A 24,555-nucleotide genomic window follows, 5' to 3' on the forward strand; every position below is an offset into this window, starting at 1 on the left:
CTCAGTCGTCCAGGCCCAGGCGCTCGTCCCGCCGGGACTTCCACAGGCTCGCCACGGTGGTGATCCCCAGGATGCCGACGATCACGCCGAGCGACACCGTGATCGGGATCTCCGGGGCCCAGCCGATGTGGTGACCACCGTTGACGAACGGCAGCGTGTTCTCGTGCATCGCGTGCAGGATCAGCTTGACGCCGATGAAGGCCAGCAGGATCGACAGGCCGACGCCGAGGTAGACGAGCTTCTTGAGCAGACCGCCGATGAGGAAGTAGAGCTGGCGCAGACCCATCAGCGCGAAGATGTTGGCCATCAGCACCAGGAAGGGCTCCTTGGTGAGCCCGAAGATCGCCGGGATCGAGTCCAGTGCGAAGAGCAGGTCCGTGGTGCCCAGGGCCAGGATCACCAGGAACATCGGGGTGATGACCTTCTTGCCGTCGACGTGGGCGAACATCTTCGGCCCGTGCCACTCCTGGGTGGCGGGGAACCGTGACGCGACCCACCGGGTGAAGGCGTTGTCCTCGTACTCGTCGTCGTCGCTCTCCCCCTCCATCGCCAGCTTCACCGCGGTGTAGATGAGGAAGGCCCCGAAGAGGTAGAAGACCCACGAGAACTGGTTGATCAGGCCCGCCCCCACGGCGATGAAGATGGCGCGGAGCACGAGGGCGATCATGATGCCCACCATCAGTGCCGTCTGCTGGAGCTTCTCCGGCACCGAGAACTTCGCCATGATGATCAGGAACACGAACAGGTTGTCGACCGACAGCGAGTACTCCGTCAACCAGCCCGCGAAGAACTGCAGGCCGTAGGTCGGACCGGCGAAGAACCACACGCCCAGGCCGAAGGTCACCGCCGCACCGACGAAGAAGGCCAGGTGGCGGGTGCACTCGCGCATCGAGGGGGTGTGCGGTGACCGCGCCATGTGCACGACGTCGGCGAGCAGGAAGGCGACGGTGACGCCCAGGGAGGCGATCCAGACCCACAGGGGAACGTTCACGACAGGAGACCTTTCACGGTGCAGGAAGAGACCGGAGCTCGCGGCGGGGCAGGGCTCCGCGCGTGCTGGAGGTCTCTCCCGCCCGAGGCGGACCGGCGCCCCGGGAACGCCGACCAGGTCGGCCCTCCGTGATGACGAGGCCACCGCGTAGGGATACTCCCCTCCGTGACGAGGTCAAGTGTCCCACACGAGAACCGGGATCAGACCCGTGCGGTCCCGGTCACGACTCCCGCCGCGGACCTCGTCAGCGGGTGGCCTCCGTCATCTGCCGCAGCTCCTTCTTGAGGTCGCCGAGCTCGTCCCGCAGCCGAGCCGCCAGCTCGAAGTGCAGCTCGGTCGCCGCCTGGTGCATCTGCTGGGTGACCTCCTGGATGAGCTCGGCCAGCTCGGCGGCCGGCATCGACCGGGCCTGGTCGAGGAGCGCGCCCTTCTCGGCGCCGGCCGCGGCCGCGGCGCCCCGCCCCTTGGCCCTGCCCCGGGACTGACCCCGAGCGCTGCCCAGGAGCGCCTCGGTGTCGGCCTCCTCCTTGGCGATCAGGTCGGTGATGTCGGCGATGCGCTTGCGCAGCGGCTGTGGGTCGATCCCCCGCTCGGTGTTGTAGGCCACCTGGCGCTCCCGACGGCGGTTGGTCTCCTCGATCGCCTCCTGCATGGAGGGGGTGATCGTGTCGGCATACATGTGGACCTGGCCGGAGACGTTGCGCGCCGCCCGTCCGATGGTCTGGATCAGCGAGCGCGTCGACCGCAGGAAGCCCTCCTTGTCGGCGTCCAGGATGCTCACCAGGGAGACCTCCGGCAGGTCGAGGCCCTCGCGCAGCAGGTTGATGCCGACGAGGACGTCGTACTCGCCCATCCGCAGCTCGCGCAGGAGCTCCACCCGGCGCAGGGTGTCGACCTCGGAGTGCAGGTAGCGCACCCGCACGCCCTTGTCGAGGAGGTAGTCGGTGAGGTCCTCCGCCATCTTCTTGGTCAGCGTGGTGACCAGCACGCGCTCGTCCTCGGCGGTGCGCCGGTGGATCTCGTGGAGCAGGTCGTCGATCTGCCCCTTGGTGGGCTTGAGCACGATCTCGGGGTCGATCAGACCGGTCGGGCGGATGATCTGCTCCACCACGCCCTCGGACCTGGCCAGCTCGTAGGCCCCCGGCGTGGCGGACAGGTAGACCGTCTGGCCGATGCGCTCGAGGAACTCCTCCCACTTCAGCGGGCGGTTGTCCATGGCGCTCGGCAGCCGGAAGCCGTGGTCGACCAGCTGCCGCTTGCGCGACATGTCACCTTCGTACATCGCGCCGATCTGCGGGACCGTCACGTGGGACTCGTCGATGACCAGGAGGAAGTCTTCGGGGAAGTAGTCCAGCAGCGTGTTCGGCGCGGTCCCCGGGGCGCGGCCGTCGATGTGCATCGAGTAGTTCTCGATGCCGGCGCAGGTGCCGACCTGACGCATCATCTCGATGTCGTAGGTGGTGCGCATCCGCAGCCGCTGGGCCTCCAGGAGCTTGCCCTGCTGCTCGAAGGTCCGCAGCTGCTCCTCCAGCTCGTGCTCGATCCCGGTGATCGCCCGCTCCATCCGCTCCTCGCCGGCGACGTAGTGCGTGGCCGGGAAGACGTACATCTCCTGCTCCTCGCGCACGACCTCCCCGGTCAGCGGGTGCAGGGTGTAGATCCGCTCGATCTCGTCACCGAAGAGCTCGATGCGGATGGCGAGCTCTTCGTACTGCGGGATGATCTCGACGGTGTCGCCGCGCACCCGGAAGGTGCCGCGGGTGAAGGCCAGGTCGTTGCGGGTGTACTGCATCGTGACGAACCTGCGCAGCAGCTCGTCACGCTCGATCTCCTGACCCACCTTGAGCCGGACCATGCGGTCGACATACTCCTGCGGGGTGCCCAGGCCGTAGATGCAGGACACCGACGCGACCACCACGGTGTCCCGGCGCGTCAGCAGCGAGTTGGTCGCGCTGTGCCGCAGCCGCTCGACCTCCTCGTTGATGGACGAGTCCTTCTCGATGTAGGTGTCCGTCTGGGCGATGTACGCCTCGGGCTGGTAGTAGTCGTAGTAGCTCACGAAGTACTCGACCGCGTTGTCGGGCAGCAGGTCCCGGAACTCGCTCGCCAGCTGCGCCGCCAGCGTCTTGTTGGGCGCCATCAGCAGCGTCGGGCGCTGCACCTGCTCGATCAGCCAGGCCGTGGTCGCCGACTTGCCGGTGCCGGTGGCGCCCAGCAGCACGATGTCCTGCTCCCCCGCCTCGATGCGCCGGGCCAGCTCGGAGATCGCCGTGGGCTGGTCCCCGCTCGGGGAGAACTCGGACACCACGTGGAAGGGCGCCACCCGGCGCTGGATGTCGGTGGTCGGTCGCATGGACCCAGCCTAGGACCGACCACCGACATACCCCTGCTGCCGCAGGGCGGGACTCAGGAGTGCCAGGAGGTGCGCTTGGCCCAGGCCTGCATGCGTGGCCACACGGCGTTGAACCACGGCTCCTTCGCCTCGGCGTAGGCATCGGTGGTCTCGCACGAGCCCACGAGGCGGCGCTTCTCGGCGAGGTAGTCCTCCCGCGCCGACGCGTCGCCACGCAGCCAGTCGCGGTAGAGCAGGGCGTACTGCCAGCCCGCGCCCTCGGTCTCGCGGACGTGGACGTGGACGATGCGGCCAGGGTCACAGGTCCCGTGGAAGCGTTTCACCCACATCGAGGGATCCGGCACCTCGTCCTTGACCTGGTCCATCGTGTTGCCCGTCGACCGGGGGAAGCCCAGGTCCTCCATCCGCTCCAGGAACTGCGGCGCGTCCGCGTCGCGCAGGTCGGCCACCCCGATCTGCAGGTCGACGACGTCCTTGCCGGCCAGGCCGGGCACCGCCGTGGACCCGATGTGCTCGATCTCCGGTGCCAGTGGACCCATCCCCTGGCTGATCCGCTCGATCAGGCGCCGGGCCTGCTCCGGCCAGGTGTCGTCGTAGTCCACGAGCGTCGGCACGTCCGCGCGGCGGGCGCGGGTGCGCGTGCGCAGGTTCTCGGCATACGGCTGGATCCGCTCCCGCCACAGCCGGTCCACCTGGTCGGTCAGCTCCTGCGTCGAGCCCGAGTTGTCCAGGAGCACGTCGGCGGCCACCCGCCGCTGCTCGTCCGTGGCCTGGTGCGCCATCCGGGCCCGGGCCTCGCCCGCGGTCATCCCCCGCTGCTCGACGAGGCGCTGCACCCGGGTCTCGGCGGGGGTGTCCACCACCAGGACCAGGTGGTATGCCGGGCCGAGGTGCTTCTCGACCAGCAGCGGCACGTCGTGCACGACGATCGCGTCGGCACCCGCCTGCCCCATCAGCTCCTCGGTGCGCGCCGCGATCCGGGGGTGGGTGATGGCCTCGAGGTCGCGGCGGGCCCGCTCGTCGTCGAAGACCAGGGCCCCCAGCGCGGCCCGGTCCAGGGTGCCGTCGGCCCGCACCACCGCCGTGCCGAAGCGGTCCGTCACCGCCTGCAGCCCGGGGCTGCCCGGCGCGACCACCTCGCGGGCCACGAGGTCTGCGTCGACCACCGCCGCGCCCAGCTCCGTGAGCCGCCGCGACACGGTGGATTTGCCCGAGCCGATGCCTCCAGTCAGACCGATGCGCAACATGGCCCGAGGCTACCCCCAGGTCGCTCAGCGCGCCTGACGCCCCCGGACCAGGAAGGCCTCGGCGATCTCCTGCCGATCGGCCCCCGTCGCGAGGAGCACCCACAGCAGCAGCCTGGCCTTGAGCGGGTTGAGACTGCCGGCCATGATCGCGCCCCGGCGGATCAGGTCCGACTCCGAGCCGGGGTAGCCGTAGAGCCGCGTGGTCGTCCGTCCCCCGCCGCTGCGGGTGCCCACGACGACGGGGATGTGCGCGGCGGCCCGCGCCACCACGTCGGCGGCCTCCTGGGACACGTGGCCCGAGCCGGCGCCGGCGATCACGACCGCGTCGTAGCCGTCGTCCAGGGCCAGCTGCAGCATCCGGCCGTCGTCGTCGACGAAGGCCTCGAGCAGGGCCACCCGCACGTCCCGACGCCTCGGCATCGGCAGGGCGGGCGGGCGGCTCTCCGCCGGGAGGTAGTCCAGGAGCAACCGCCCCTCCTCGACCCGGCCCACCGGCGCGCCGTACGGGCTGTCGAACGGCGCCAGTGCCGTGGCGTGGGTCTTGGTCACCCGGTCCCCGAGGTGCACCTCGTCGTCCATGACGACGAGGGCGCCCAGCCCGCGGGCAGCCGAGGACGCGGCGACGATGGCGGCGGCCACGATGTTGGCCGGCCCGTCGGCGCCCGGCTCCTGCGCGGACCGCATCGCCCCGGTCAGGACCAGCGGAGCCTCGTGCCGCCACAGCAGGTCCAGGAAGTAGACCGACTCCTCCATGGTGTCGGTGCCGTGGGTCAGGACCACCCCGGTCGCGCCCGCCCGGACCTGCTCGTCGGCCCAGTCCAGCGCCGCCAGCAGGTGGGCGAAGGTGATCGACGGCGACCCCACGTTGCAGATGGTGTGGGTGCGCACCCGGGCGATCTCCTCCAGCCGCGGGACGGCGGTCACGAGGTCGTCCGCGGTCAACCCCGGCGCCACGGGGTCCCCCGGCGCCGGGGGACGCATGGCGATGGTGCCCCCGAGGGCACCGATGGCGACGACGGGCAGCGCGGGCACGACGACCTCCTGATGGACCGGGTGTGGTGCGGGCACGCTATCCGACGGTCAGGTCCAGGCCGAGGGCGCGGTCCGGGTGGTCGGTGACCACGCCGTCCACGCCGGCGGCGACGACGGCACGGAGGTCCTCGGGGTGGTTGACGGTCCAGGACACCACGGCCAGGCCCTGGTCGTGGGCGGCCTGGACCAACTCGCGGGTGACGTAGAGCTCGGTGTCCGGGGTCGGGTCCTCCGTCACGGCGAAGTGCGGCGCCAGCATGTGCGCTCCGGCCTCGCGGGCGGCCGACACCACGTCCTCGCCGTGCGCGGTGGGATCCACCGGACCCGTCCACGGGCTCCCGGGCACGCACGTCACGCCCGGCACCAGCAGGGCCGAGCGGGTCAGGTCGGGGTCGAGGCGGCGGGCGAGGTCCAGCACCGCCCAGTCGAAGGAGTGGATGATGGCGTGCTCCCCCACCCCCGCCCGCCGGATCGCCAGGATCGTCGCCCGGACCAGCTCCTCGCGGCGGGCTGCCATCCGCTCGTCGCGCGCGTCGACCTTGACCTCGACCGTGAACCACAGCCGCGGGTAGGCCCCCCCGACAGTCAGCAGCAGGTCCTCCAGGGTGCTGATCCGGGCTCCCGGGACAGCCTCCTGGTCGGGGAAGCGGGCCAGGGTGCGTGAGCCCACGTCGATGCTCTGCAGCTCCTCGAGGTCCAGCTCGTCGACGCGGCGGCCGACGAGGTCGTCCGAGCCGGTCATCTTGTCGGCGAGGAGCACCGGGTCGTGCCACACGACGGGCACGCCGTCGGCGGTCAGCAGGACGTCGAGCTCGACCGACCGGCAGCCCAGGGAGGCGGCCAGCAGGAACCCGTCGACGACGTTCTCGACCATGCGTCCGCGTGCGCCGCGGTGTCCCTGCACGTCCAGACCTGGTGAGTCCCAGGGGCCCCGGGCGAGCGGCTGCCAGTCGCGGTCGGTCATGGCCGGGTCAACGCTCCCCGAGGGCGAGGCCGGTCTCGGCGTCGAAGAAGTACGCCTCCCCCGGCTGGGCCGTGACGTGCAGGACCTCACCAGGCTGCGCCCGGAGCCCGCGCTCCAGCCGGATGGCGACCCGCGGGGCGTCCTCGTCCGCGTCGGCCCCGATCCGGGGACGGCCGTAGACGAAGGACTCGCTGCCCAGGGCCTCGACGAGCTCGACCGCGACGGGCAGGGCCTGGGTGCGGTCCTCGCCCGCGAGGCGCCAGCCCTCGGGGCGCATCCCCACGGTGACCCGACCCCCGGTGATCCCGGCGGCGGTCTTGCGGGGCAGGGGCACGGGGACGCCGTGCAGGTCGGCCACGCCCTCACGGACGGGAGCGTCGAGCAAGGTGATCGCCGGCGACCCGATGAAGCTGGCGACGAAGGTGTTGACGGGCCTCTCGTACAGGTCCTCGGGGGAGGCCACCTGCTGCAGGATGCCGTCCTTGAGGACCGCGACCCGGTCCCCCATCGTCATGGCCTCGACCTGGTCGTGGGTGACGTACACCGTGGTGACCCCGAGCCGGCGCTGCAACGAGGCGATCTGGGAACGGGTGGACACCCGCAGCTTGGCGTCGAGGTTGGACAGCGGCTCGTCCATGCAGAAGACCTTGGGCCGCCGCACGATCGCGCGGCCCATCGCCACGCGCTGGCGCTGGCCGCCGGACAGCTTGGCGGGCTTGCGGTCGAGGAGCTCCTCGAGCTGGAGGATCCGGGCGGCCTCCGCGACGCGCTCGGCGGTCTCGGCCTTGGAGACGCCGGCGTTGCGCAGGGCGAAGCCCATGTTGTCCGCCACCGTCATGTTGGGGTAGAGCGCGTAGCTCTGGAAGACCATCGCCACGTCGCGGTCGCGGGCTCGGACGCCGGTCATGTCGGCGCCGTCGATGAGGACCCGACCCTCGTCCACCGGTTCCAGGCCGGCCAGCATGCGCAGCGAGGTGGACTTGCCGCACCCGGAGGGGCCGACGAGGACGAGGAACTCGCCGTCGGCGATGTCGAAGGTCAGTGCGTCGACGGCCGGGCGGGCGCCGTCGTCGTAGATCCGGCTCGCGCCGTCGAAAGCCACGGTGGCCACGGGGTTCTCCTGCGGGTTGAGGGTGCGGGACGGGACCGGCGGGCGGACCCGCTGGCCCCGGTCGGTCGCGGCGCGCAGGTCGGTGCCTGCGCGCCGCCTGGGGGTCACAGCTTGGACTTGACCTGGGCGTCGATCACGGACTGGGTCTCCTTCTGGAGACCCTCGAAGACCGACTTCACGTCGCCGCCCTGGGCGATCTGGTCGAGGGCGGTGCCGATGCGCTTGCCCCCGCCCGGCACGCCGACGCGGGCGTTGTCCTGGGAGCGAGTGTGCGGCAGCTGCTCCACCGCGGTCTTGGCGTTGGGGTTGGCCTGCAGGTACGCCTTCTCCTCGGGGACGTCCATGGCGGAGGTACGGACCGGCATGTAGCCCGTGGCCTGGGTGAAGGTGACCGTGCTCTGCGCGTTGGTCATGAACTCCACGAACTTCACCGCGGCCTTCTTGCGCTCGGCGGAGATGCCGACCGGTATGCCGATGCCGGCACCGCCCGTCGGGCAGGCCTTGGTGCCGTCGGGGGCCGGGAGGAAGGCCGTGCCGAGGCTGAACTTGGCGTCCTTGGTGATGCCCTTGAGCGAGCCGGTGGACTCGACCAGCGCGGCGGACATGCCGGAGGCAAAGCTCGTGGCCGGGTCGGCGGAGGCGCGGGCGTACTTCTTGGCGAAGAGCATCTTGAGGTACTCCCCCGCCTTGATGGTGCCGGGGTCGGTGAAGGTGGGGGTCCACTCCTTGGAGTAGCCACCGCCGAATCCCCAGGCCATGGACTGGAAGTACCAGTCGAGGTAGTTCGAGCCGTCGGCCAGGTCGATGGCGACCTTGTCGGACCCGATCACGGGCTGCAGCTTGGCGGCCCAGGTGGCGAACTCGTCCCAGGTCTTGGGACCGCGGTCGGGCAGGCCGGCCTTCGCCCACAGGTCCTTGTTGTAGTAGAACAGCGGGGTCGAGCGGGAGTACGGCAGGGCGTAGTGCTTGCCCATGAGCGTGTAGTCGTTGTAGAGAGACTCGACGTAGTCCGTGGTGGACAGACCGGCCTCCTTGGTCAGGTCGTCCATCGGCGCCAGCTGCTTGTTGAGCGCGAAGGTGAACCAGGTGACGTCGGAGACGACCACGGCGTCCGGCAGGTTGCCTCCGGCGAGGGCGGCATTGAACTTCTGCGCCACCTCCTCGTAGTTCTTGCCGGCGTCGGTCAGCTTGACCTTGATGCCCGGGTTGGCCTTCTCGAACTGCTCGATGAGCTTCTTCTCGGTGTCCTTGGACTTGCCGGGGTGGTTGCTCCAGAAGTCGATGGTGGTGGTGCCACCGGCGCCGCCCGCGGACGAGCTGTCGGTGCCGGCGCTGCCGGTGCCCGCGCAGCCGGCGAGGGCGACGGCCGCCGTCACGGCGGTGGTCAGGCCGAGGAAGCCCCGGCGGGGGAAGGTCGTCATGGGATGGCTCCTTGAGGGATGGGTCGGCGCTGCTGGGTGCTCGTCGACGATGGGGAAAGGAAGGGGGACGGCGGTGGCAGGAGGGTCAGCCCTTGACCGCCCCGGAGGTGAGGCCCTTGATCATGTGCCGCTGCAGGAACAGGAAGAGCACCAGGACGGGCAGGACCGCGAGAACGGTGCCCGCCATCACCGGTCCCCAGTTGTTGAGGCCCTCGTTGTTCTGCAGGAAGGTCAGACCCACCGGCAGCGGTGCTGTGTGCTCGTCGTCCGACATCAGGAAGGGCCACAGGTACTCGTTCCACTCGTTGACCACGGTGATCAGCGAGAAGGCCACGAGGGTGGGCCAGGACAGCGGGAGCACGACGCGCCAGAGGAGCTTCATCGGGCCGGCACCGTCCATGCGGGCCGCCTCGATGATCTCGGAGGGCAGCGACAGGAAGTGATTGCGCATCAGGAAGGTCCCGAACGCGACCCCCGCCAGGGGAACGATGATGCCCAGGTAGGTGTTGCGCCAGCCCAGCTGGCTGACCAGGGCGTAGTTGGAGATGACGGTGATCTGGTTGGGCACCATCAGGGCTGCGACCACGAACAGGAAGACCAGGTTGCGGCCACGGAAGCGCAGCAGCGACAGCGCATAGGCGCTCAGGACACCCAGGACGATCTTGGCGACCGACACCGCCGCCGTGATGATCAGGGAGTTGCGCAGGTAGTCCGTGAAGGGGATCTCGGTCACGGCGGCGTGGTAGCTCTCCCCCGTCGCCGGGCTGGGCCAGTAGATCGCCGGCCGGGTGTAGATGTCGCCGCGCTCCTTCAGGGAGGTGATGACGATCCAGAACAGCGGGACCCCGATGACCAGGAGCACGAGCAGCATGCCGAGGTAGCCCAGGGCCTTCATCGCCGTGCTCGAGGTGTTGACCCCGGCCGCCTGGCGGGGCCGCCGCGGGCCGCGGGCGGGACGGTCGTGGGCCGGGTCCGGCGTACCGGCAGCGTGGTCGGTGGCGGTGGCGGAAGCGGGCATCAGGCGTGCTCCTTGTCCATGACGCGGACCTGCACGATGGTCACGAGCAGCAGCACGAGGAACATGAGCGTGGCGACGGTGGCGCCGTAGCCCGCGCGCTGGTTGACGAAGGTCTCCTGGTAGACCTGGAAGACCAGGGTGGTGGTGCCGGTGCCCACCGGGCCGCCCCGGGTCATCACGTTGATGATGTCGAAGACCTGGACGCTGTTGAGGAGCACCGTGATCGACAGGAAGAAGGTCGTGGGGCGCAGCTGCGGCAGGACCACCTTGGACAGGTGGGTCCAGCGGGAGGCGCCGTCGATCTCCGAGGCCTCGTCCAGGTCCGAGCGCCGCCCCTGGAGCGCGGCGAGGTAGATCACGAAGGTGTAGCCGATGTTCTTCCAGATGTAGGTCACGGTGACCATGAACAGTGCCCACGGGGCGTCCTGGTAGAAGTTCGGCGAGGCCACCCCGATCCGGGCCAGCAGGTCGCGCACCAGGCCGAAGGTCGGGTCGAAGACGAACTGGAAGGCCACCCCGATGGCCGCGCCGGAGATGACGTAGGGCGCGAAGACGAGCGAGCGCACCAGGTTGCGTCCCTTCAGCTGCTGATCCAGGAGCAGGGCCAGGGCGAGGCCGATGAGCAGCGAGCCGACGACGGTGGAGACGGTGAAGATGAGGGTGTTGCCCACGATGGTCCGGGTGTCCTCCCGACCGAACCACTCGCGGTAGTTGGCCAGACCCACGCCATGGGCGACGGGCGAGGAGATGTTCCAGTCCGTGAAGGACAACCTGATGTTGTCGATCAGGGGTCGCCAGGTGAAGATCACCAGCAGGATCAGGTTGGGCAGGAGCAGCAGGGCGGCGAGGAGACCCTCACGGCCGTCGAGCGCCGCGGGGCGGCGCGAGGCCGGGCGACGCCGTCCGCCTGGGCGGGAGGTGGGGGATGCGGGCACGAGGTCCGACCTTTGCCGCTCCTGGTGAACGGGTTGTGAACGTCATGGATATGTCCGGCATCTGCTGCATGGGTTGACGTGAACCTTGACCAGCTCGTCGCCTGTATGGCGCACCCTCATCCCACCGGACAGCCCGAGGCCCCGTCCACCAGCTGGTGGACGGGGCCTCGGGCGTCGGCGAGGACCGGTTCCGGCCCGTCGGATCACCCCTCGCGGGGTGGGCCTCAGCTGGCGCCGGTCAGCTTCTCGCGGAGCGCGGCCAGAGCCTCGTCGGAGGCGAGGGTGCCCTCACCGGTGGACGAGGAGACGCTCTCCGAGACGCCGCCGGAGGAGTAGGTCGTCGGCGCGACGTCGCCGGAGGCAGCGGCCTCGGCGTCGGCCTTCTGGGCCTCCTCGACCTGCGTCTTGTGGGCCTCCCACAGGGCGTGCGCCTCGGCGTACTGCTTCTCCCAGGCCTCACGCTGCTTGTCGTAGCCCTCGAGCCACTCGTTGGTCTCCGGGTCGAAGCCCTCGGGGTACTTGTAGTTGCCGGCCTCGTCGTACTCGGCCGCCATGCCGTACTGCGTGGGGTCGAACTCGTCGGACACGACCGAGGGGTCGTTGGCCTGCTTGAGCGACAGCGAGATGCGGCGACGCTCCAGGTCGATGTCGATGACGCGGACGAAGATGTCGTCGCCCACGTTGACGACCTGCTCGGGCAGCTCCACGTGGCGCTCGGCCAGCTCGGAGATGTGGACCAGACCCTCGATGCCCTCCTCGACGCGCACGAACGCACCGAAGGGAACGAGCTTGGTGACCTTGCCCGGGACGACCTGGCCGATGGCGTGGGTGCGGGCGAAATGCTGCCACGGGTCCTCCTGCGTCGCCTTCAGCGACAGGGAGACACGCTCGCGGTCCATGTCCACGTCGAGCACCTCGACGGTGACCTCCTGGCCCACCTCGACGACCTCGGAGGGGTGGTCGATGTGCTTCCAGGACAGCTCGGAGACGTGCACCAGGCCGTCGACCCCACCGAGGTCGACGAACGCACCGAAGTTGACGATCGACGACACGACACCGGACCGGACCTGGCCCTTGCCGAGCTCCTTGAGGAAGGTGGTGCGGACCTCGGACTGGGTCTGCTCCAGCCAGGCACGGCGCGACAGGACCACGTTGTTGCGGTTCTTGTCGAGCTCGATGATCTTGGCCTCGATCTCCTTGCCGACGTACGGCTGGAGGTCGCGGACACGGCGCATCTCGACGAGGCTGGCGGGCAGGAAGCCGCGCAGACCGATGTCCAGGATGAGTCCACCCTTGACGACCTCGATGACGGTGCCGGTGACGACGCCGTCCTCTTCCTTGACCTTCTCGACCGTGCCCCAGGCGCGCTCGTACTGCGCGCGCTTCTTGGACAGGATCAGCCGACCCTCCTTGTCCTCCTTCTGGAGGACGAGCGCCTCGACCTCGTCGCCCACGGTCACGACCTCGGACGGGTCGACGTCGTGCTTGATCGAGAGCTCGCGGCTCGGGATGACACCCTCGGTCTTGTAACCGATGTCGAGCAGGACCTCGTCCCGGTCGACCTTGACGATGACACCCTCGACGATGTCTCCGTCGTTGAAGTACTTGATGGTCTCGTCGATCGCGGCGAGGAAGTCCTCCTCAGATCCGATGTCGTTGATCGCGACCTGGGGAGCGGTCTTTTCGACCGGGCTGGCAGTCATGTAGTAGGAACTCCGATGATGGACAGGGTGAATAGGTGGGTATGGTGCTGGCCTGCACGTCGGGCGCAGTTCACCCATGGGCAAGCCTGTCCACCCTAACGGTCCGGTCACGGGCCGGTCAAAGCAGGCCAGTGTCAGGAGACGGTATGACAGCGCCGGAGCGCGGCAGCTTCGCGGGGGTGTCCCGGCGCGGCAGCGACCAGGACGAGTCGGCGCGGGCCAACCGGGGGTGGTGGGACGCCGAGGCGAGCGACTACTACGCCGAGCACGGCGACTTCCTCGGCGACGCCGACCTGGTCTGGGGGCCCGAGGGTCTGCGCGAGGCCGACGCCCGCCTGCTCGGGCCGGCCGGGTCGCTTCCCGGGCTGCGGGTGCTCGAGATCGGGGGTGGTGCCGGCCAGGGGGCCCGCTGGCTGCAGGACCAGGGCGCCGTCGTCGTCTCCACCGACCTGTCCACCGGGATGCTGGGGCAGGCCCGCCGGATCGACGTCCGCCGGGGGTCGGCGCCAGGCCTCCCCCTCGCCGCGTGCGACGCGGCGCTGCTGCCCTTCGCGGACGGCTGCTTCGACCTGGTCGTGACGGCGTACGGCGCGCTGCCCTTCGTCGCGGACTCCGCCGCAGTGGTGCGCGAGGCGGCCCGGGTGCTGCGACCGGGCGGACGGTTCGTCTTCTCCTCCACCCACCCGATCCGGTGGGCCTTCCCGGACGTGCCGGGCGAGGCCGGGCTCACCGCCACCAGCTCATACTTCGACCGCTCCCCGTACGTGGAGGAGGACGAGGCCGGGCGGGCGCTGTACGTCGAGCACCACCGCACCCTCGGTGACCGGGTCCGCGAGATCGTCGCCGCAGGCCTGGCCCTGGTGGACCTCGTCGAGCCGGAGTGGCCCGCGGCGAACGACCGGACCTGGGGTGGTTGGAGCCCGCTGCGTGGCCGTCTGCTGCCGGGCACGGCGATCTTCGTCTGCGCGCGCCCGGACCGCTGAGGATCGGCGGACGCACCCCGGTCCGACCCGCTCACCTGGCCCCCCGGAATCGGCCCGAGGGCCGCGGTCCGGCATACTCGCCGCGTGGACACCAAGCCGTTCCCCTCTGACATCGAGATCGCGCGCGACGCCGATCTCGCCCCCATCCCCGACGTCGCCGCGATGGTCGGCATCGACGCCAAGCACCTGATCCCTTACGGCCCGCACGTGGCCAAGGTCGAGCTGGACGTCATCGAGGAGATGAAGGACCGCCCCGACGCCAAGTACGTCGTGGTCACCGCCATCACCCCGACCCCGCTCGGCGAGGGCAAGACCACGACCGCCGTCGGTCTGGCCCAGGGCCTGGCCAAGATCGGCCGCAAGCCCGTGCTCGCGCTGCGTCAGCCCTCCCTCGGCCCCGTCTTCGGCGTCAAGGGTGGCGCCGCGGGCGGCGGCTACAGCCAGATCGTCCCGATGGAGATGCTCAACCTGCACCTCACCGGTGACTTCCACGCGGTCACCGCCGCTCACAACCTGCTCGCCGCCATGGTGGCCAACCACCTGCACTTCGGCAACGAGCTGGGCCTGGACGACATCCAGTGGCGCCGCGTGATGGACATGAACGACCGCTCGCTGCGCAACGTCATCGAGGGTTGCGGGGCCAAGACCGACGGCGTGACCCGGCAGACCGGCTTCGACATCACCGCGGCGTCCGAGGTCATGGTCATCCTGGCCCTCGCGACCTCGCTCAAGGACCTGCGCGAGCGGCTCGGTCGCATCGTGGTGGGCTTCACCAAGGACAAGCAGCCCGTCACCGCCGAGCAGATCGGTGCCGCGGGCGCGATGTGCGTCCTCCTCAAGGACGCCCTGAAGCCCAACCTGATGCAGACGCTGGAGCACACGCCGGCGTTCATCCACACCGGCCCCTTCGGCAACATCGCCACCGGAAACTCCTCGATCATCGCCGACCGCGTGGGCATCAAGGCGGGCGACGTCCTGCTGACCGAGGCAGGCTTCGCCGCGGACATGGGCGCCGAGCGGTTCTTCAACGTCAAGTGCCGCGCGGCGGGCCTGACCCCGCAGGCGGCCGTCCTGGTCGTCACCGTCCGGGCCCTGAAGTCCCACTCGGGTCGCTACGAGGTCAAGGCCGGCAAGCCGCTGCCCGAGGGCATGCTCATGGAGTCCCCCGACGACGTGCGCGCCGGGTGCGACAACCTGCGCAAGCACATCTCGATCATCCGGGACTTCGGCGTGCAGCCGGTCGTGGCGATCAACGCGTTCCCGACCGACCATGCCTGCGAGCACGACGTCATCCGCGAGGTCGCCGAGGAGATGGGCGCCCGCTGCGCCGTCTCCACCCACGTCAAGGACGGCGGCGAGGGTGCCGTCGAGCTCGCCAGGACCCTGATGGAGGCCTGCGAGGACGAGGTGAACTTCACCCCGACCTACGACTTCGAGGACTCCCTGCAGGACAAGATCCGCAAGATCGCCACCAAGGTCTACGGCGCCGACGACATCAAGCTCGAGCCCGCCGCCGCCAAGGCGCTGGCGATGTACACCGACCAGGGTTACGGCCACCTGCCGGTGCTCATCGCCAAGACGCAGATGTCGCTGTCGCACGACGCCGCCCTCAAGGGTGCGCCGACCGGCTGGACCCTTCCGGTGCGCGAGGTCCGCCTCGCGGCCGGTGCCGGCTACGTCTACGCGATCTGCGGGTCGATGATGACGATGCCCGGTCTGTCCAAGTCGCCCGCGGCCATGCGGATCGACATCGACGAGGACGGCAACACGGTCGGCCTGTTCTGACCGGTCGCCGGGCCTGGACCCGACAGGTATGACGGCGTGCCCGTCCGCGGCTCTCCGCGGGCGGGCGCGGTCGTCCCCGGGTGTCCCTCGCCGCGCCCGCGCCCGCCCGCAACCCGCGGCGCCCGCCCGGGTGTGCGAGCCTGGGACCATGGCTGCCCCCCGCTCCCGCCGGCTCTCCTGGACCACGGTCGCGCCTCCCCTGGGCCTGCTGACGTTGGCCGCCGTGTGGGGCCGGGAGCTGACCCCGTCCCTGGTGGCGGTCGTGGGGCTTCTGCTGGGCGCCGCCGTGCTGGCGGCGGTTCACCACGCCGAGGTGGTGGCCCACCGGGTCGGGGAGCCCTTCGGCTCGCTCGTCCTCGCCGTCGCGGTGACCGTGATCGAGGTGGCTCTGATCGTCACCCTGATGGCCTCCGGGGGCAAGGGCACCAGCACGCTCGCCCGGGACACCGTGTTCGCGGCCGTGATGATCTGCACGAACGGCATCCTGGGGCTGTCCTTGCTCATCGCCTCGGTGCGGCACAAGATGGCGACCTTCCACCCCGAGGGCACCGGGGCGGCCCTGGGCACGGTCCTCACCCTGGCCGTGCTCTCGCTGGTGGTGCCGACCTTCACGAGCACCCCCGGCCCGGAGTTCACCGGACCCCAGCTGGCCTTCGCCGCCATCACCTCGCTGGTGCTCTACCTGCTCTTCGTGGCCACCCAGACACGTGGGCACCGCGACTTCTTCCTGCCGGTCGGCGACGACGGCGAGCCGCTGGAGGAGGAGCACGCGGCGCCGCCGTCGACGCGAGCGGCCTGGACCTCGCTGGGGTTGCTGCTCGCCGCTCTGGTCACCGTGGTCGGTCTGGCCAAGGTCGAGTCCCCCGCGCTCGAGGCGGGGATCCGCGCCGCGGGGCTCCCCACGTCGTTCTCCGGCGTGGTGATCGCCCTGCTCGTCCTTGCCCCGGAGACCCTGGCGGCCGCGAACGCCGCCCGCCGCGGACGCACCCAGATCGCCCTCAACCTGGCCCTGGGGTCGGCGGTGGCGAGCATCGGGCTGACGATCCCGGCCATCGCCCTGGTGACGATCTGGACCGGCGGGCCGCTGCACCTCGGTCTCGGGCCGCTGCACCTGGCGCTGCTCGCCGTCACGGCCGTGGTCGCCGTCCTCACCGTGGTGCCCGGGCGAGCCACCCGGCTGCAGGGCGGGGTGCACCTGGCGTTGTTCGCGGCGTACGTCTTCCTCGCCGCCAACCCCTGATCCCCGCCGCTCGCTCGGTCCGAGAGTGGCCCCCGGAGCTGTGCTCAGAACAGCAGGGTCGGCAGCAGTCCTCGCTCGCGCAGCTGCACCACCTGCGGGTCGTCGCACCACGGCTCGGCGGCCGGGTCGACCCACTGGACGGCGCGGCCCTCGGGACTGTCGAGCTGCCGGGTCATGATCGCCGGGAAGCACGACGAGCGGGTGCCGGTGGTGCCGGTGACGGTGACCCCGCGGGAGCCCACCTCGACGACGGCACCCGCCTGCTCGTAGGTCTCCCGGGCGGCGGCGCGCATCCGGCTCTCCCCACGCTGCACGCCCCCGCCGGGCAGGGTCCATCCCCCGCCGCGGCGCTCCACGACCAGCAGCCGTCCGTCCTGCACCACGCAGGCGCACACCCGGTTGGTGCGCGCCGACGGCGGGGACAGCTCGAGCAACGGCCGGGGGCCGGGCGGCTCCTCGGCGACGGGCTCCGGCTCGGAGCAGGTCAGGTCGGCCAGACCGGGCAGGAGCGGCTCCTCCACCCCGCGCATGGCCTCGGGGCGGCGCGAGGTCGGGACATCGGCGCGGTGGTTCACCGGCTCAGTGCTCCGCGTCCTGCCAGGACCGCCCGACACCGACGTGCACGTCGAGGGGGACGTCCATCTGGACGGCCGCACCCATCTCGCGACGGACCAGGGTCTCCAGGGCCTCCCGCTCGCCGGGTGCCACCTCGAGCAGCAGCTCGTCGTGGACCTGCAGCAGCATCCGCGAGCGCAGGCCCTCGCCACGCAGCGCCCGGTCGACCCCGAGCATCGCGAGCTTGACGATGTCGGCCGCCGAGCCCTGGATCGGCGCGTTCAGCGCCATCCGCTCGGCCATCTCGCGACGGTTGCGGTTGTCGCTGGTGAGGTCCGGCAGGTAGCGCCGGCGCCCGAGGATGGTGGCGGTGTACCCCGTGGCGCGCGCCTGCGCCACGATCTCCCGCAGGTAGTCCCGGACCCCGCCGAAGCGCTCGAAGTAGCCGTCCATGAGCCCCTGCGCCTCACCGGTGCTGATCCGCAGCTGCTTGGACAGCCCGAAGGCGGACAGCCCGTAGGCCAGGCCGTAGCTCATGGCCTTGACCTTGGCGCGCATCGCCGGCGTCACCTCGTCCGGCTCCACCTGGAAGACCCGCGACCCCACGAAGCGGTGCAGGTCCTCCCCGGACCGGAAGGCCTCGATGAGCCCGATGTCCCCGGACAGGTGCGCCATGATCCGCATCTCGATCTGGCTGTAGTCCGCCGACATGAGGGACTCGAACTCGACGTGCTCCCCACCCTCGCGGCCCCGGCCCACCACGAAGACCGATCGGATCCGGCGGCCCTCCTCGGTGCGGACGGGGACGTTCTGCAGGTTGGGCTCGGTGGAGCTGAGACGGCCGGTCGCCGCGACGGTCTGCAGGTAGGTCGTGTGGATCCGGCCGTCCTCGGCCACCGACTTGCGCAGCCCCTCGATGGTGGAGCGCAGCTTGGCGGCGTCCCGGTGCCGCAGCAACGCCTCGAGGAAGGGGTGCGGCTCGCGCTCGTAGAGGTCCTTGAGGGCCTCGGCGTCGGTGGTGTAGCCGGTCTTCGTCCTCTTGGTGCGCGGCATGCCCAGGGTCTCGAAGAGCACCGTCTGCAGCTGCTTGGGCGAGCCGAGGTTGACGGTGTCGTCCCCGATGGCGTCGTAGGCGTCCTGCTGGGCGGCGCGCACCTGGTCACCGAAGTCGTTCTCGAGCGTCGCCAGCCCCTCCTCGTCCACGCCGATCCCGTCGCGCTCCATCTCGGCGAGGATCTGCAGCAGCGGCAGCTCCACGTCGGCGAGCAGCTCCCGCTGGCCGGTCCGTTCCAGCTCGGTCTCCAGGACCTCGGCGAGGTCGACCACGGCGCGTGCCTGCACCATGGCGGCCTGTGCCTCGGCGTCCTGGTCGGCGGAGAAGTCGAGCATGCCCTGCGCCGTGCCGGTGTCGTCCACGGTGAGCTCGCGGTGCAGGTGGCGCAGCGCCAGGTCGGCCAGGTCGTAGGAACGCTGGTCGGGCCGCACCAGGTAGGCGGCCAGAGCGGTGTCCACGTCGACCCCTGCCACCTCGTGGAAGCCTCTGGCCCACAGGGCCTGCAGCTGGCCCTTGGCCTCGTGCAGGACGAGGGTGGCTGCCGGGTCGGCAAGCCACCGCCCCAGGGCGGTCTCGTCCTCGGGCGTGAGGTCCTGGGCCGCGGCGTAGGCCCCGGCGCCGTCCGGAGCGGCGAGGGCCAGGCCGTCCACGTCGCCGGTCCCCTGCGCCCAGCGCCCCGCGACGACCAGGCCGCAGCGGCCGGCAGGAGCGTGCTCGGCGAGCCAGTCATCCACGGCCCCGGGCGCGAGCGTCGCCCCGTCGATGGCGAAGCCGCTCTCGGCCTCCGGCGCGGCCGACTCCACCGTCGCGAACAGGCGGTCCCGCAGCACCCGGAACTCCAGGCCGTCGAAGACCCGGTGCACCTCGTCGCGCTCCCAGTTGGCGCGGGCGAGGTCGTCGACCGTGACCGGGAGCTCGACGTCACGGACCAGCTGGTTGAGGCGACGGTTGCGCAGCACCTGGTCCAGGTGGGTGCGCAGCGACTCGCCGGCCTTGCCCTTGATCTCGTGCACGTGCTCGACGATGCCCGCCAGGTCGCCGTACGCGGTGAGCCACCTGGCGGCGGTCTTGGGACCGACGCCGGGCACGCCGGGCAGGTTGTCGGAGGTCTCCCCCACCAGGGCGGCCAGGTCGCTGTAGCGCGACGGCGGCACGAGGTACTTCGTCTCCACCGCGGCGGGGTCCATCCGCCAGACCTCCGACACCCCTCGGACGGGGTAGAGCAAGGTCGTCCGCTCGTCCACCAGCTGGAAGGCGTCGCGGTCGCCGGAGCAGATGACCACCTCGTCGATGCCGGCCTCGCGCGCCCGGGTCGTGAGCGTGGCGATGACGTCGTCCGCCTCGAAGCCCTCGACCGACAGGTGCCGGATCCGCAGGGCGTCCAGGACCTCCTGCACCAGCGAGACCTGACCCTTGAACTCGTCCGGCGTCGCGGAGCGCCCGGCCTTGTACTCGGCGTACTCCGCCAGGCGGAAGGTCTGCCTCGACAGGTCGAAGGCCACCGCCACGTGCGTCGGCTGCTCGTCGCGCAGGAGGTTGATGAGCATGGAGGTGAAGCCGTAGACCGCGTTGGTGGTCTGTCCGGTGCTCGTCGAGAAGTTCTCGGCGGGCAGGGCGAAGAACGCGCGGTAGGCCAGGGAGTGTCCGTCGAGGAGCAGAAGTCGGGTCACGCATGGCAGCCTAGGCCGTATGTCTGACACACCCCCCGCCCGGCGCCCCGCCGCCGACGACTCCACCGCCGCGCAGGACCGCCCGGAGCCCGGGAGCGGACCGTCCCTGGGCGCGCGGGAGCTGCGCGCCATGGCCGCCGGCACCCTCATCGAGCGGATGGGCCTGGAGCTCCTCGAGGCCGCACCCGAGCGCTGCGTCGGGTCGATGCCGGTGGCGGGCAACACCCAGCCCTACGGCCTGCTGCACGGCGGGGCGTCGGTCGTCCTCGCCGAGACCCTGGGGAGCGTGGCGGCGATGCTGGCGGCCGGGCCGGGGCGGTATGCCGTGGGCGTGGACGTCAGCGCGACGCACCACCGCGCCACCCGCGAGGGGGTCGTCACCGGCGTGGCCACCGCCGTGCACGTCGGGCGGACCACGGCGTGCTACGAGATCGTCATCACCGACGAGCGCGACCGACGGGTCTGCACCTCACGCCTCACCTGTGCGCTGCGCGACGCCGAGCCCGCCTGAGGCCTGTCCCGCCGGGCCGTCGTGAGCGGGCCCGCCCCGCGGGTCAGGCCGTCAACCGACGTTGGTGTGCGCAGGCAGCACCTCCAGCGGTTGCGTCATGCCGGTGCGGGCGCGCTGGGTGCGGCGCCGGGCCAGCACCCGGTCGAAGGGACGCACGTCCTCGCCCGCCAGCCGGCGCCGCAGCGAGGCGGGGGTGCTGATCCGCCGGGTCACCGTGGCCGTGAAGCCCAGCCGGGCGAAGAACCGGTTGAGGTCCCGGGCCTGGCTCGGGACGTTGGAGACGACCTGGGTGGCGCCCGTCTGCTCGGACAGGGTGGCGGCGCGGGCGAGCAGGGCCCGGGCCATGCCTCGGTTGCGGTAGTCCGGGTGCACGTAGAGCACCTCCACGGTCACCGTGGTGGAGTCCGTCAGCGGGCTGAGGGGGTTGGTCGTCGCGAGCAGGAAACCCACGAGGTGACCGTCCTGGTGGCTGGCGTAGGCATGGACGCAGGAGCGACCCAGCACCTGGGCGAGGCGCTCGCGGGACACGGGGCGCGTGCCGAGCTCGAAACCGGGGCCGCCCTCGGTGATGGCGTCGTTCCACAGGGAGTAGAGCTCGTCGACGTCGTAGCTCTCGACGGGGCGAACCCCGGTCCAGGACCGAGCCATCACTACCTCCAGGGTGATCACACAGCGAACGTCGTCGGCCGTTGGCGAAGCCTCCCCCGAAGCTCTCCGCGCCCCAATATGGCACTTCTCGTCCCGGTTGGGTAGCCCCTCCCCCCGCGGGTCGTCGCCCGACCCGGCCCCCGGCACGGCACCCCGACGGCGCGCCCTAGGCTGCACCTATGCAGGCTGCCTTCCCCGGACTCGGGACGCTCGTCAACGTGCTCACCGTCCTGGTCGGAGGAGGCCTCGGGATGCTCGTGGGGCACCGGCTGCCGGAGCGCACCCGCTCGCTGGTCACCGACTGCCTGGGCCTGACGACGGTGATCATGGCGCTGCTGTCAGCGTGGGAGGTGACCGACCCCCGGCTGCAGTCCGCGGTGGGCGCCGGTGCCCCCATGCTGGTGGTGCTGGGCGCGCTCGTCGGCGGAGCGTTGATCGGCTCGGCCCTGGGGATCGAGCGGCGGCTGGGGGGTCTGGCGGGCTCGGTGCAGAGCCTCGTGGCCCGGCGCACGACCGCCGACGGGGACGCGGGCGCCGAGCGGGAGCGCTTCATCGAGGGGTGGCTGACCGCCTCGCTGCTGTTCTGCGTCGGGCCGCTCACGATCCTGGGCGCGCTCAACGACGGCCTGGGCCGCGGGATCGACCAGCTGGTGCTCAAGTCCACCCTGGACGGCTTCGCGGCGCTCGCCTTCGCCTCGACCTTCGGTGTGGGGGTGCTGGCGTCCGCCGTCTCGATCGCCGTCGTGCAGGGCCTGCTGACGCTGGTCGGGGTGCTGCTCGGATCGGTGCTGCCCGAGGCTCACATCGCCGCGCTCACGGCCACCGGTGGGCTGCTCCTGGTGGGCATCTCGCTGCGGTTGCTGCGGGTCCGGGACATCCCGGTGGGCGACCTGCTGCCGGCGCTGCTGGTCGCCCCCCTCCTGACCCAGCTGGTCGTCGTCCTGCGCTGAGGTCGGCTCGTGCCGACGGCGGGGGTATGTCGGGGAAGGACTACTTCCTGGCCTTGTCGTCGCCCATGCCGGTGATGACGGCGTCGGCCACCTGGCGCATGCCCATCCGGCGGTCCATCGCGGTCTTCTGGATCCAGCGGAAGGCGTCGGCCTCGCTGAGCTTGAGCTTGGCCATCAGGACCCCCTTGGCCCGATCGACGGCCTTGCGGGTCTCGAGGCGGTCGGACAGGTCCGCGATCTCGGCCTCGAGCGCCTGGTACTCCGCCCAGCGGGACACCGCGATGTCGATGGCGGGCGCCAGGTCCGCGGCGGTGAAGGGCTTGACGATGTAGGCCATGACCCCGGCGTCCCGGGCCCGCTCCACGAGCTCGGTCTGGCTGAACGCGGTGAGCATGACGACCGGGCAGATCTTGGCGTTGCCGATCTGCTCGGCCGCCGAGATGCCGTCCAGCACCGGCATCTTCACGTCCATGATGACGACATCGGGGCGGTGCTCCTGGGCGAGGTCCACCGCCTGCTCGCCGTTGCTGGCCTGACCGACGATCTCGTGGCCCGCGTCGCGGAGCATCTCCACGAGGTCCAGGCGGATGAGTGCCTCGTCCTCGGCGACGAGGATGCGGCGGCCGGTCGGTGCAGAGTGGTCAGTCACCCGCCCTACCTTAGACCGCGACGCCGAACGGACGCGAGACGGCACGGCACGGGCCGCGATCCGCCGAGGATCGCGGCCCGTGCCGTCGGTGCCGAGGGCGGGACTCGAACCCGCACGCCCTTGCGGGCGGAGCATTTTGAGTGCTCTGTGTCTGCCGTTCCACCACCCCGGCGGGGTGAGACCCGCCCATGCTAGCGGGAGCACGGGCGGTCTCGTCGGCTCAGCCGAAGGTGTGGTCGGCGGTCCGTCCCAGTCGGTGGTGCACCATGTCGCCCATGCGGTGGACCCGCACGGAGTTGGTCGACCCGGACACGCCCGGCGGGGTGCCCGCGACGATCACGACGTAGTCGCCCTCCTCGACGCGGCCTGCGGCGAGCAGCGCCAGGTCGACCTGGTTGACCATCTCGTCGGTGTGCGTGGCGCCGGGGACCAGGAAGGTCTCCACGCCCCAGGACAGGGACAGCCGCGACCGGGTGGCCTGCTCGGGGCTGAAGGCCAGCACCGGGATGTTGCAGCGCAGCCGCGACAGCAGGCGGGCGGACTTGCCCGACTGGGTGAAGGTGACGAGGTACTTCACGTCCAGGTGGCGGGCGATGTCCACCGCGGCCTGGGTGACGGCGTCACCGATGTGCCAGCGCGGCTCCGGGGTCGGCAGCACCCGCGACAGGCCGTGCTCCTCGGTGGACTCGATGATCCGGGCCATGGCCTGGACGGTCTCGATGGGCCACTTTCCGACCGAGGTCTCGCCGGACAGCATGACCGCGTCGGCGCCGTCGAGGATGGCGTTGGCGCAGTCGGAGGCCTCGGCGCGGGTGGGCCGGGAGTTCTCGATCATCGACTCGAGCACCTGGGTGGCGACGATGACCGGCCGGGCGTACTTGCGGCACAGCTCGATGGCCTGCTTCTGCACGATGGGCACGTCCTCGAAGGGCAGCTCCACGCCGAGGTCGCCGCGGGCGACCATGATGGCGTCGAAGCGCTGGACGATCTCCTCGAGGTTCTCGATCGCCTGGGGCTTCTCGATCTTGGCGATGACCGGGACGCGGCGGTTCTCCTCGTCCATGATCTTGTGCACGTCGTCGATGTCGGCCGCCGAGCGCACGAAGGACAGGGCAACCATGTCGCAGCCCAGACGCAGGGCGAAGCGCAGGTCGTCCTCGTCCTTGGCGGACAGGGCCGGGACGCTCACGGCCACGCCGGGCAGGTTGATGCCCTTGTTGTTGGAGACGAAGCCGCCCTCGACGACCTCGGTGATCACGTCGGTGGCCGTCACCGCGACCGCCCGCAGGGTGACCTTGCCGTCGTCGATCAGCAGCTTGTCGCCGGGCATGACGTCGCCGGGCAGCCCCTTGTAGGTGGTCCCGACGCGCTCCTGGTCGCCCTGGACGTCGTCGGTGGTGATGGTGAAGCGGTCGCCCCTGGTCAGCAGGATCGGGCCGTTGGCGAAGCGGCCGGTGCGGATCTTGGGGCCCTGGAGGTCGACGAGGACACCGACGGCGCGACCCACCTCGTCGGAGGCGGTGCGGACGTTGTCGTAGACCTCCTTCTTGTCGGCGTGATAACCGTGGGAGAAGTTCAGGCGTGCCACGTCCATGCCGGCGGAGACCAGCTTGCGCATCTGCTCGATGGAGGAGGTGGCCGGCCCGATGGTGCAGACGATCTTGGCTCGGCGCATGGCCCCCATCCTATCGGGAGTGGCGCACGCCACAGGCACACCTCGGGGACCCCGAGTCCG

General features: G+C 70.9%; 20 protein-coding genes and 1 tRNA gene. 5 read left to right on the forward strand and 16 right to left on the reverse strand.

Going from position 1 to position 24,555, the window contains the following annotated elements; genetic code table 11:
* Position 1: 1 nt before the first annotated feature.
* The 10 genes from ACK2IS_RS09625 to rpsA form a co-directional block, all read right to left on the reverse strand.
* The gene (locus tag ACK2IS_RS09625; RefSeq protein WP_409483116.1) at positions 2-991 is read right to left on the reverse strand and encodes a TerC family protein; all 990 of its coding nucleotides are present in this window, start codon (positions 989-991) and stop codon (positions 2-4) included.
* Between the two features lie 244 nt (positions 992-1,235).
* The gene (gene uvrB / locus ACK2IS_RS09630) at positions 1,236-3,344 is read right to left on the reverse strand and encodes an excinuclease ABC subunit UvrB (RefSeq protein WP_409483117.1); all 2,109 of its coding nucleotides are present in this window, start codon (positions 3,342-3,344) and stop codon (positions 1,236-1,238) included.
* A gap of 53 nt (positions 3,345-3,397) precedes the next feature.
* A complete protein-coding gene (coaE, locus tag ACK2IS_RS09635) occupies positions 3,398-4,591 on the reverse strand; it encodes a dephospho-CoA kinase (protein WP_409483118.1) in 1,194 nt (397 codons plus the stop codon).
* Between the two features lie 24 nt (positions 4,592-4,615).
* Positions 4,616-5,623, reverse strand: a complete 1,008-nt coding sequence (locus ACK2IS_RS09640; RefSeq protein ID WP_409483119.1) for an asparaginase — start codon at positions 5,621-5,623, stop codon at positions 4,616-4,618.
* A 37-nt stretch (positions 5,624-5,660) separates the two neighbouring features.
* On the reverse strand, positions 5,661-6,587 hold the full coding sequence (locus tag ACK2IS_RS09645) for a glycerophosphodiester phosphodiesterase family protein (RefSeq protein WP_409483120.1): 927 nt from the start codon (positions 6,585-6,587) through the stop codon (positions 5,661-5,663).
* A 7-nt stretch (positions 6,588-6,594) separates the two neighbouring features.
* The gene (locus tag ACK2IS_RS09650) at positions 6,595-7,698 is read right to left on the reverse strand and encodes an ABC transporter ATP-binding protein (RefSeq protein ID WP_409483121.1); all 1,104 of its coding nucleotides are present in this window, start codon (positions 7,696-7,698) and stop codon (positions 6,595-6,597) included.
* Positions 7,699-7,802: 104 nt separating this feature from the next.
* On the reverse strand, positions 7,803-9,119 hold the full coding sequence (locus ACK2IS_RS09655; protein ID WP_409483122.1) for an ABC transporter substrate-binding protein: 1,317 nt from the start codon (positions 9,117-9,119) through the stop codon (positions 7,803-7,805).
* An 85-nt stretch (positions 9,120-9,204) separates the two neighbouring features.
* On the reverse strand, positions 9,205-10,137 hold the full coding sequence (locus ACK2IS_RS09660) for a carbohydrate ABC transporter permease (RefSeq protein ID WP_409483123.1): 933 nt from the start codon (positions 10,135-10,137) through the stop codon (positions 9,205-9,207).
* Positions 10,137-11,072, reverse strand: a complete 936-nt coding sequence (locus ACK2IS_RS09665) for a carbohydrate ABC transporter permease (RefSeq protein WP_409483124.1) — start codon at positions 11,070-11,072, stop codon at positions 10,137-10,139. Before ACK2IS_RS09665 ends, ACK2IS_RS09660 begins: the two co-directional genes overlap by 1 nt.
* A 224-nt stretch (positions 11,073-11,296) precedes the next feature.
* Positions 11,297-12,775, reverse strand: a complete 1,479-nt coding sequence (gene rpsA, locus ACK2IS_RS09670; RefSeq protein WP_409483125.1) for a 30S ribosomal protein S1 — start codon at positions 12,773-12,775, stop codon at positions 11,297-11,299.
* A 146-nt stretch (positions 12,776-12,921) separates the two neighbouring features.
* Between rpsA and ACK2IS_RS09675 the strand changes: the two genes are divergently transcribed.
* The 3 genes from ACK2IS_RS09675 to ACK2IS_RS09685 all read left to right on the forward strand — a co-directional run bounded on the left by ACK2IS_RS09675 (position 12,922) and on the right by ACK2IS_RS09685 (position 16,783).
* A complete protein-coding gene (locus ACK2IS_RS09675) occupies positions 12,922-13,758 on the forward strand; it encodes a class I SAM-dependent methyltransferase (protein ID WP_409483126.1) in 837 nt (278 codons plus the stop codon).
* Positions 13,759-13,842: 84 nt separating this feature from the next.
* Positions 13,843-15,543 carry a formate--tetrahydrofolate ligase gene (locus ACK2IS_RS09680; protein ID WP_409483127.1) on the forward strand — a complete coding sequence of 567 codons (1,701 nt, stop codon included), beginning with the start codon at positions 13,843-13,845 and terminating at the stop codon, positions 15,541-15,543.
* A gap of 148 nt (positions 15,544-15,691) precedes the next feature.
* Positions 15,692-16,783 carry a calcium:proton antiporter gene (locus tag ACK2IS_RS09685; RefSeq protein WP_409483128.1) on the forward strand — a complete coding sequence of 364 codons (1,092 nt, stop codon included), beginning with the start codon at positions 15,692-15,694 and terminating at the stop codon, positions 16,781-16,783.
* Between the two features lie 44 nt (positions 16,784-16,827).
* On the opposite strand, the gene ACK2IS_RS09690 is transcribed toward ACK2IS_RS09685, so the two are convergent.
* Both ACK2IS_RS09690 and polA read right to left on the reverse strand, forming a co-directional pair.
* On the reverse strand, positions 16,828-17,358 hold the full coding sequence (locus tag ACK2IS_RS09690; protein ID WP_409483129.1) for an NUDIX domain-containing protein: 531 nt from the start codon (positions 17,356-17,358) through the stop codon (positions 16,828-16,830).
* Positions 17,359-17,362: 4 nt separating this feature from the next.
* Entirely contained in the window at positions 17,363-20,062 is a 2,700-nt protein-coding gene (polA, locus tag ACK2IS_RS09695; protein WP_409483130.1) for a DNA polymerase I, read from the reverse strand.
* A 130-nt stretch (positions 20,063-20,192) separates the two neighbouring features.
* On the opposite strand from polA, the gene ACK2IS_RS09700 reads away from it, so the two are divergent.
* Complete coding sequence (locus ACK2IS_RS09700) at positions 20,193-20,573, forward strand: hotdog fold thioesterase (protein ID WP_409485659.1); 381 nt, start codon at positions 20,193-20,195, stop codon at positions 20,571-20,573.
* 51 nt (positions 20,574-20,624) lie between these two features.
* Here the strand turns inward: ACK2IS_RS09700 and ACK2IS_RS09705 are convergent, their stop codons facing one another.
* The gene (locus ACK2IS_RS09705) at positions 20,625-21,221 is read right to left on the reverse strand and encodes an N-acetyltransferase family protein (RefSeq protein WP_409483131.1); all 597 of its coding nucleotides are present in this window, start codon (positions 21,219-21,221) and stop codon (positions 20,625-20,627) included.
* Between the two features lie 179 nt (positions 21,222-21,400).
* Here ACK2IS_RS09705 and ACK2IS_RS09710 point away from each other — a divergent pair, with 179 nt between their 5' ends.
* The gene (locus ACK2IS_RS09710) at positions 21,401-22,171 is read left to right on the forward strand and encodes a DUF554 domain-containing protein (RefSeq protein WP_409483132.1); all 771 of its coding nucleotides are present in this window, start codon (positions 21,401-21,403) and stop codon (positions 22,169-22,171) included.
* Positions 22,172-22,211: 40 nt separating this feature from the next.
* On the opposite strand, the gene ACK2IS_RS09715 is transcribed toward ACK2IS_RS09710, so the two are convergent.
* From ACK2IS_RS09715 to pyk, 3 genes are all read right to left on the reverse strand, one after another.
* A complete protein-coding gene (locus ACK2IS_RS09715; protein WP_409483133.1) occupies positions 22,212-22,820 on the reverse strand; it encodes an ANTAR domain-containing response regulator in 609 nt (202 codons plus the stop codon).
* A gap of 89 nt (positions 22,821-22,909) precedes the next feature.
* Positions 22,910-22,992: transfer RNA gene (locus ACK2IS_RS09720), tRNA-Leu, on the reverse strand.
* A gap of 48 nt (positions 22,993-23,040) precedes the next feature.
* Complete coding sequence (pyk, locus tag ACK2IS_RS09725; protein ID WP_409483134.1) at positions 23,041-24,495, reverse strand: pyruvate kinase; 1,455 nt, start codon at positions 24,493-24,495, stop codon at positions 23,041-23,043.
* Positions 24,496-24,555 lie beyond the last annotated feature (60 nt).

It is taken from the genome of Arsenicicoccus dermatophilus (assembly GCF_046267915.1).
GTDB lineage: Bacteria > Actinomycetota > Actinomycetes > Actinomycetales > Dermatophilaceae > Arsenicicoccus > Arsenicicoccus dermatophilus_A.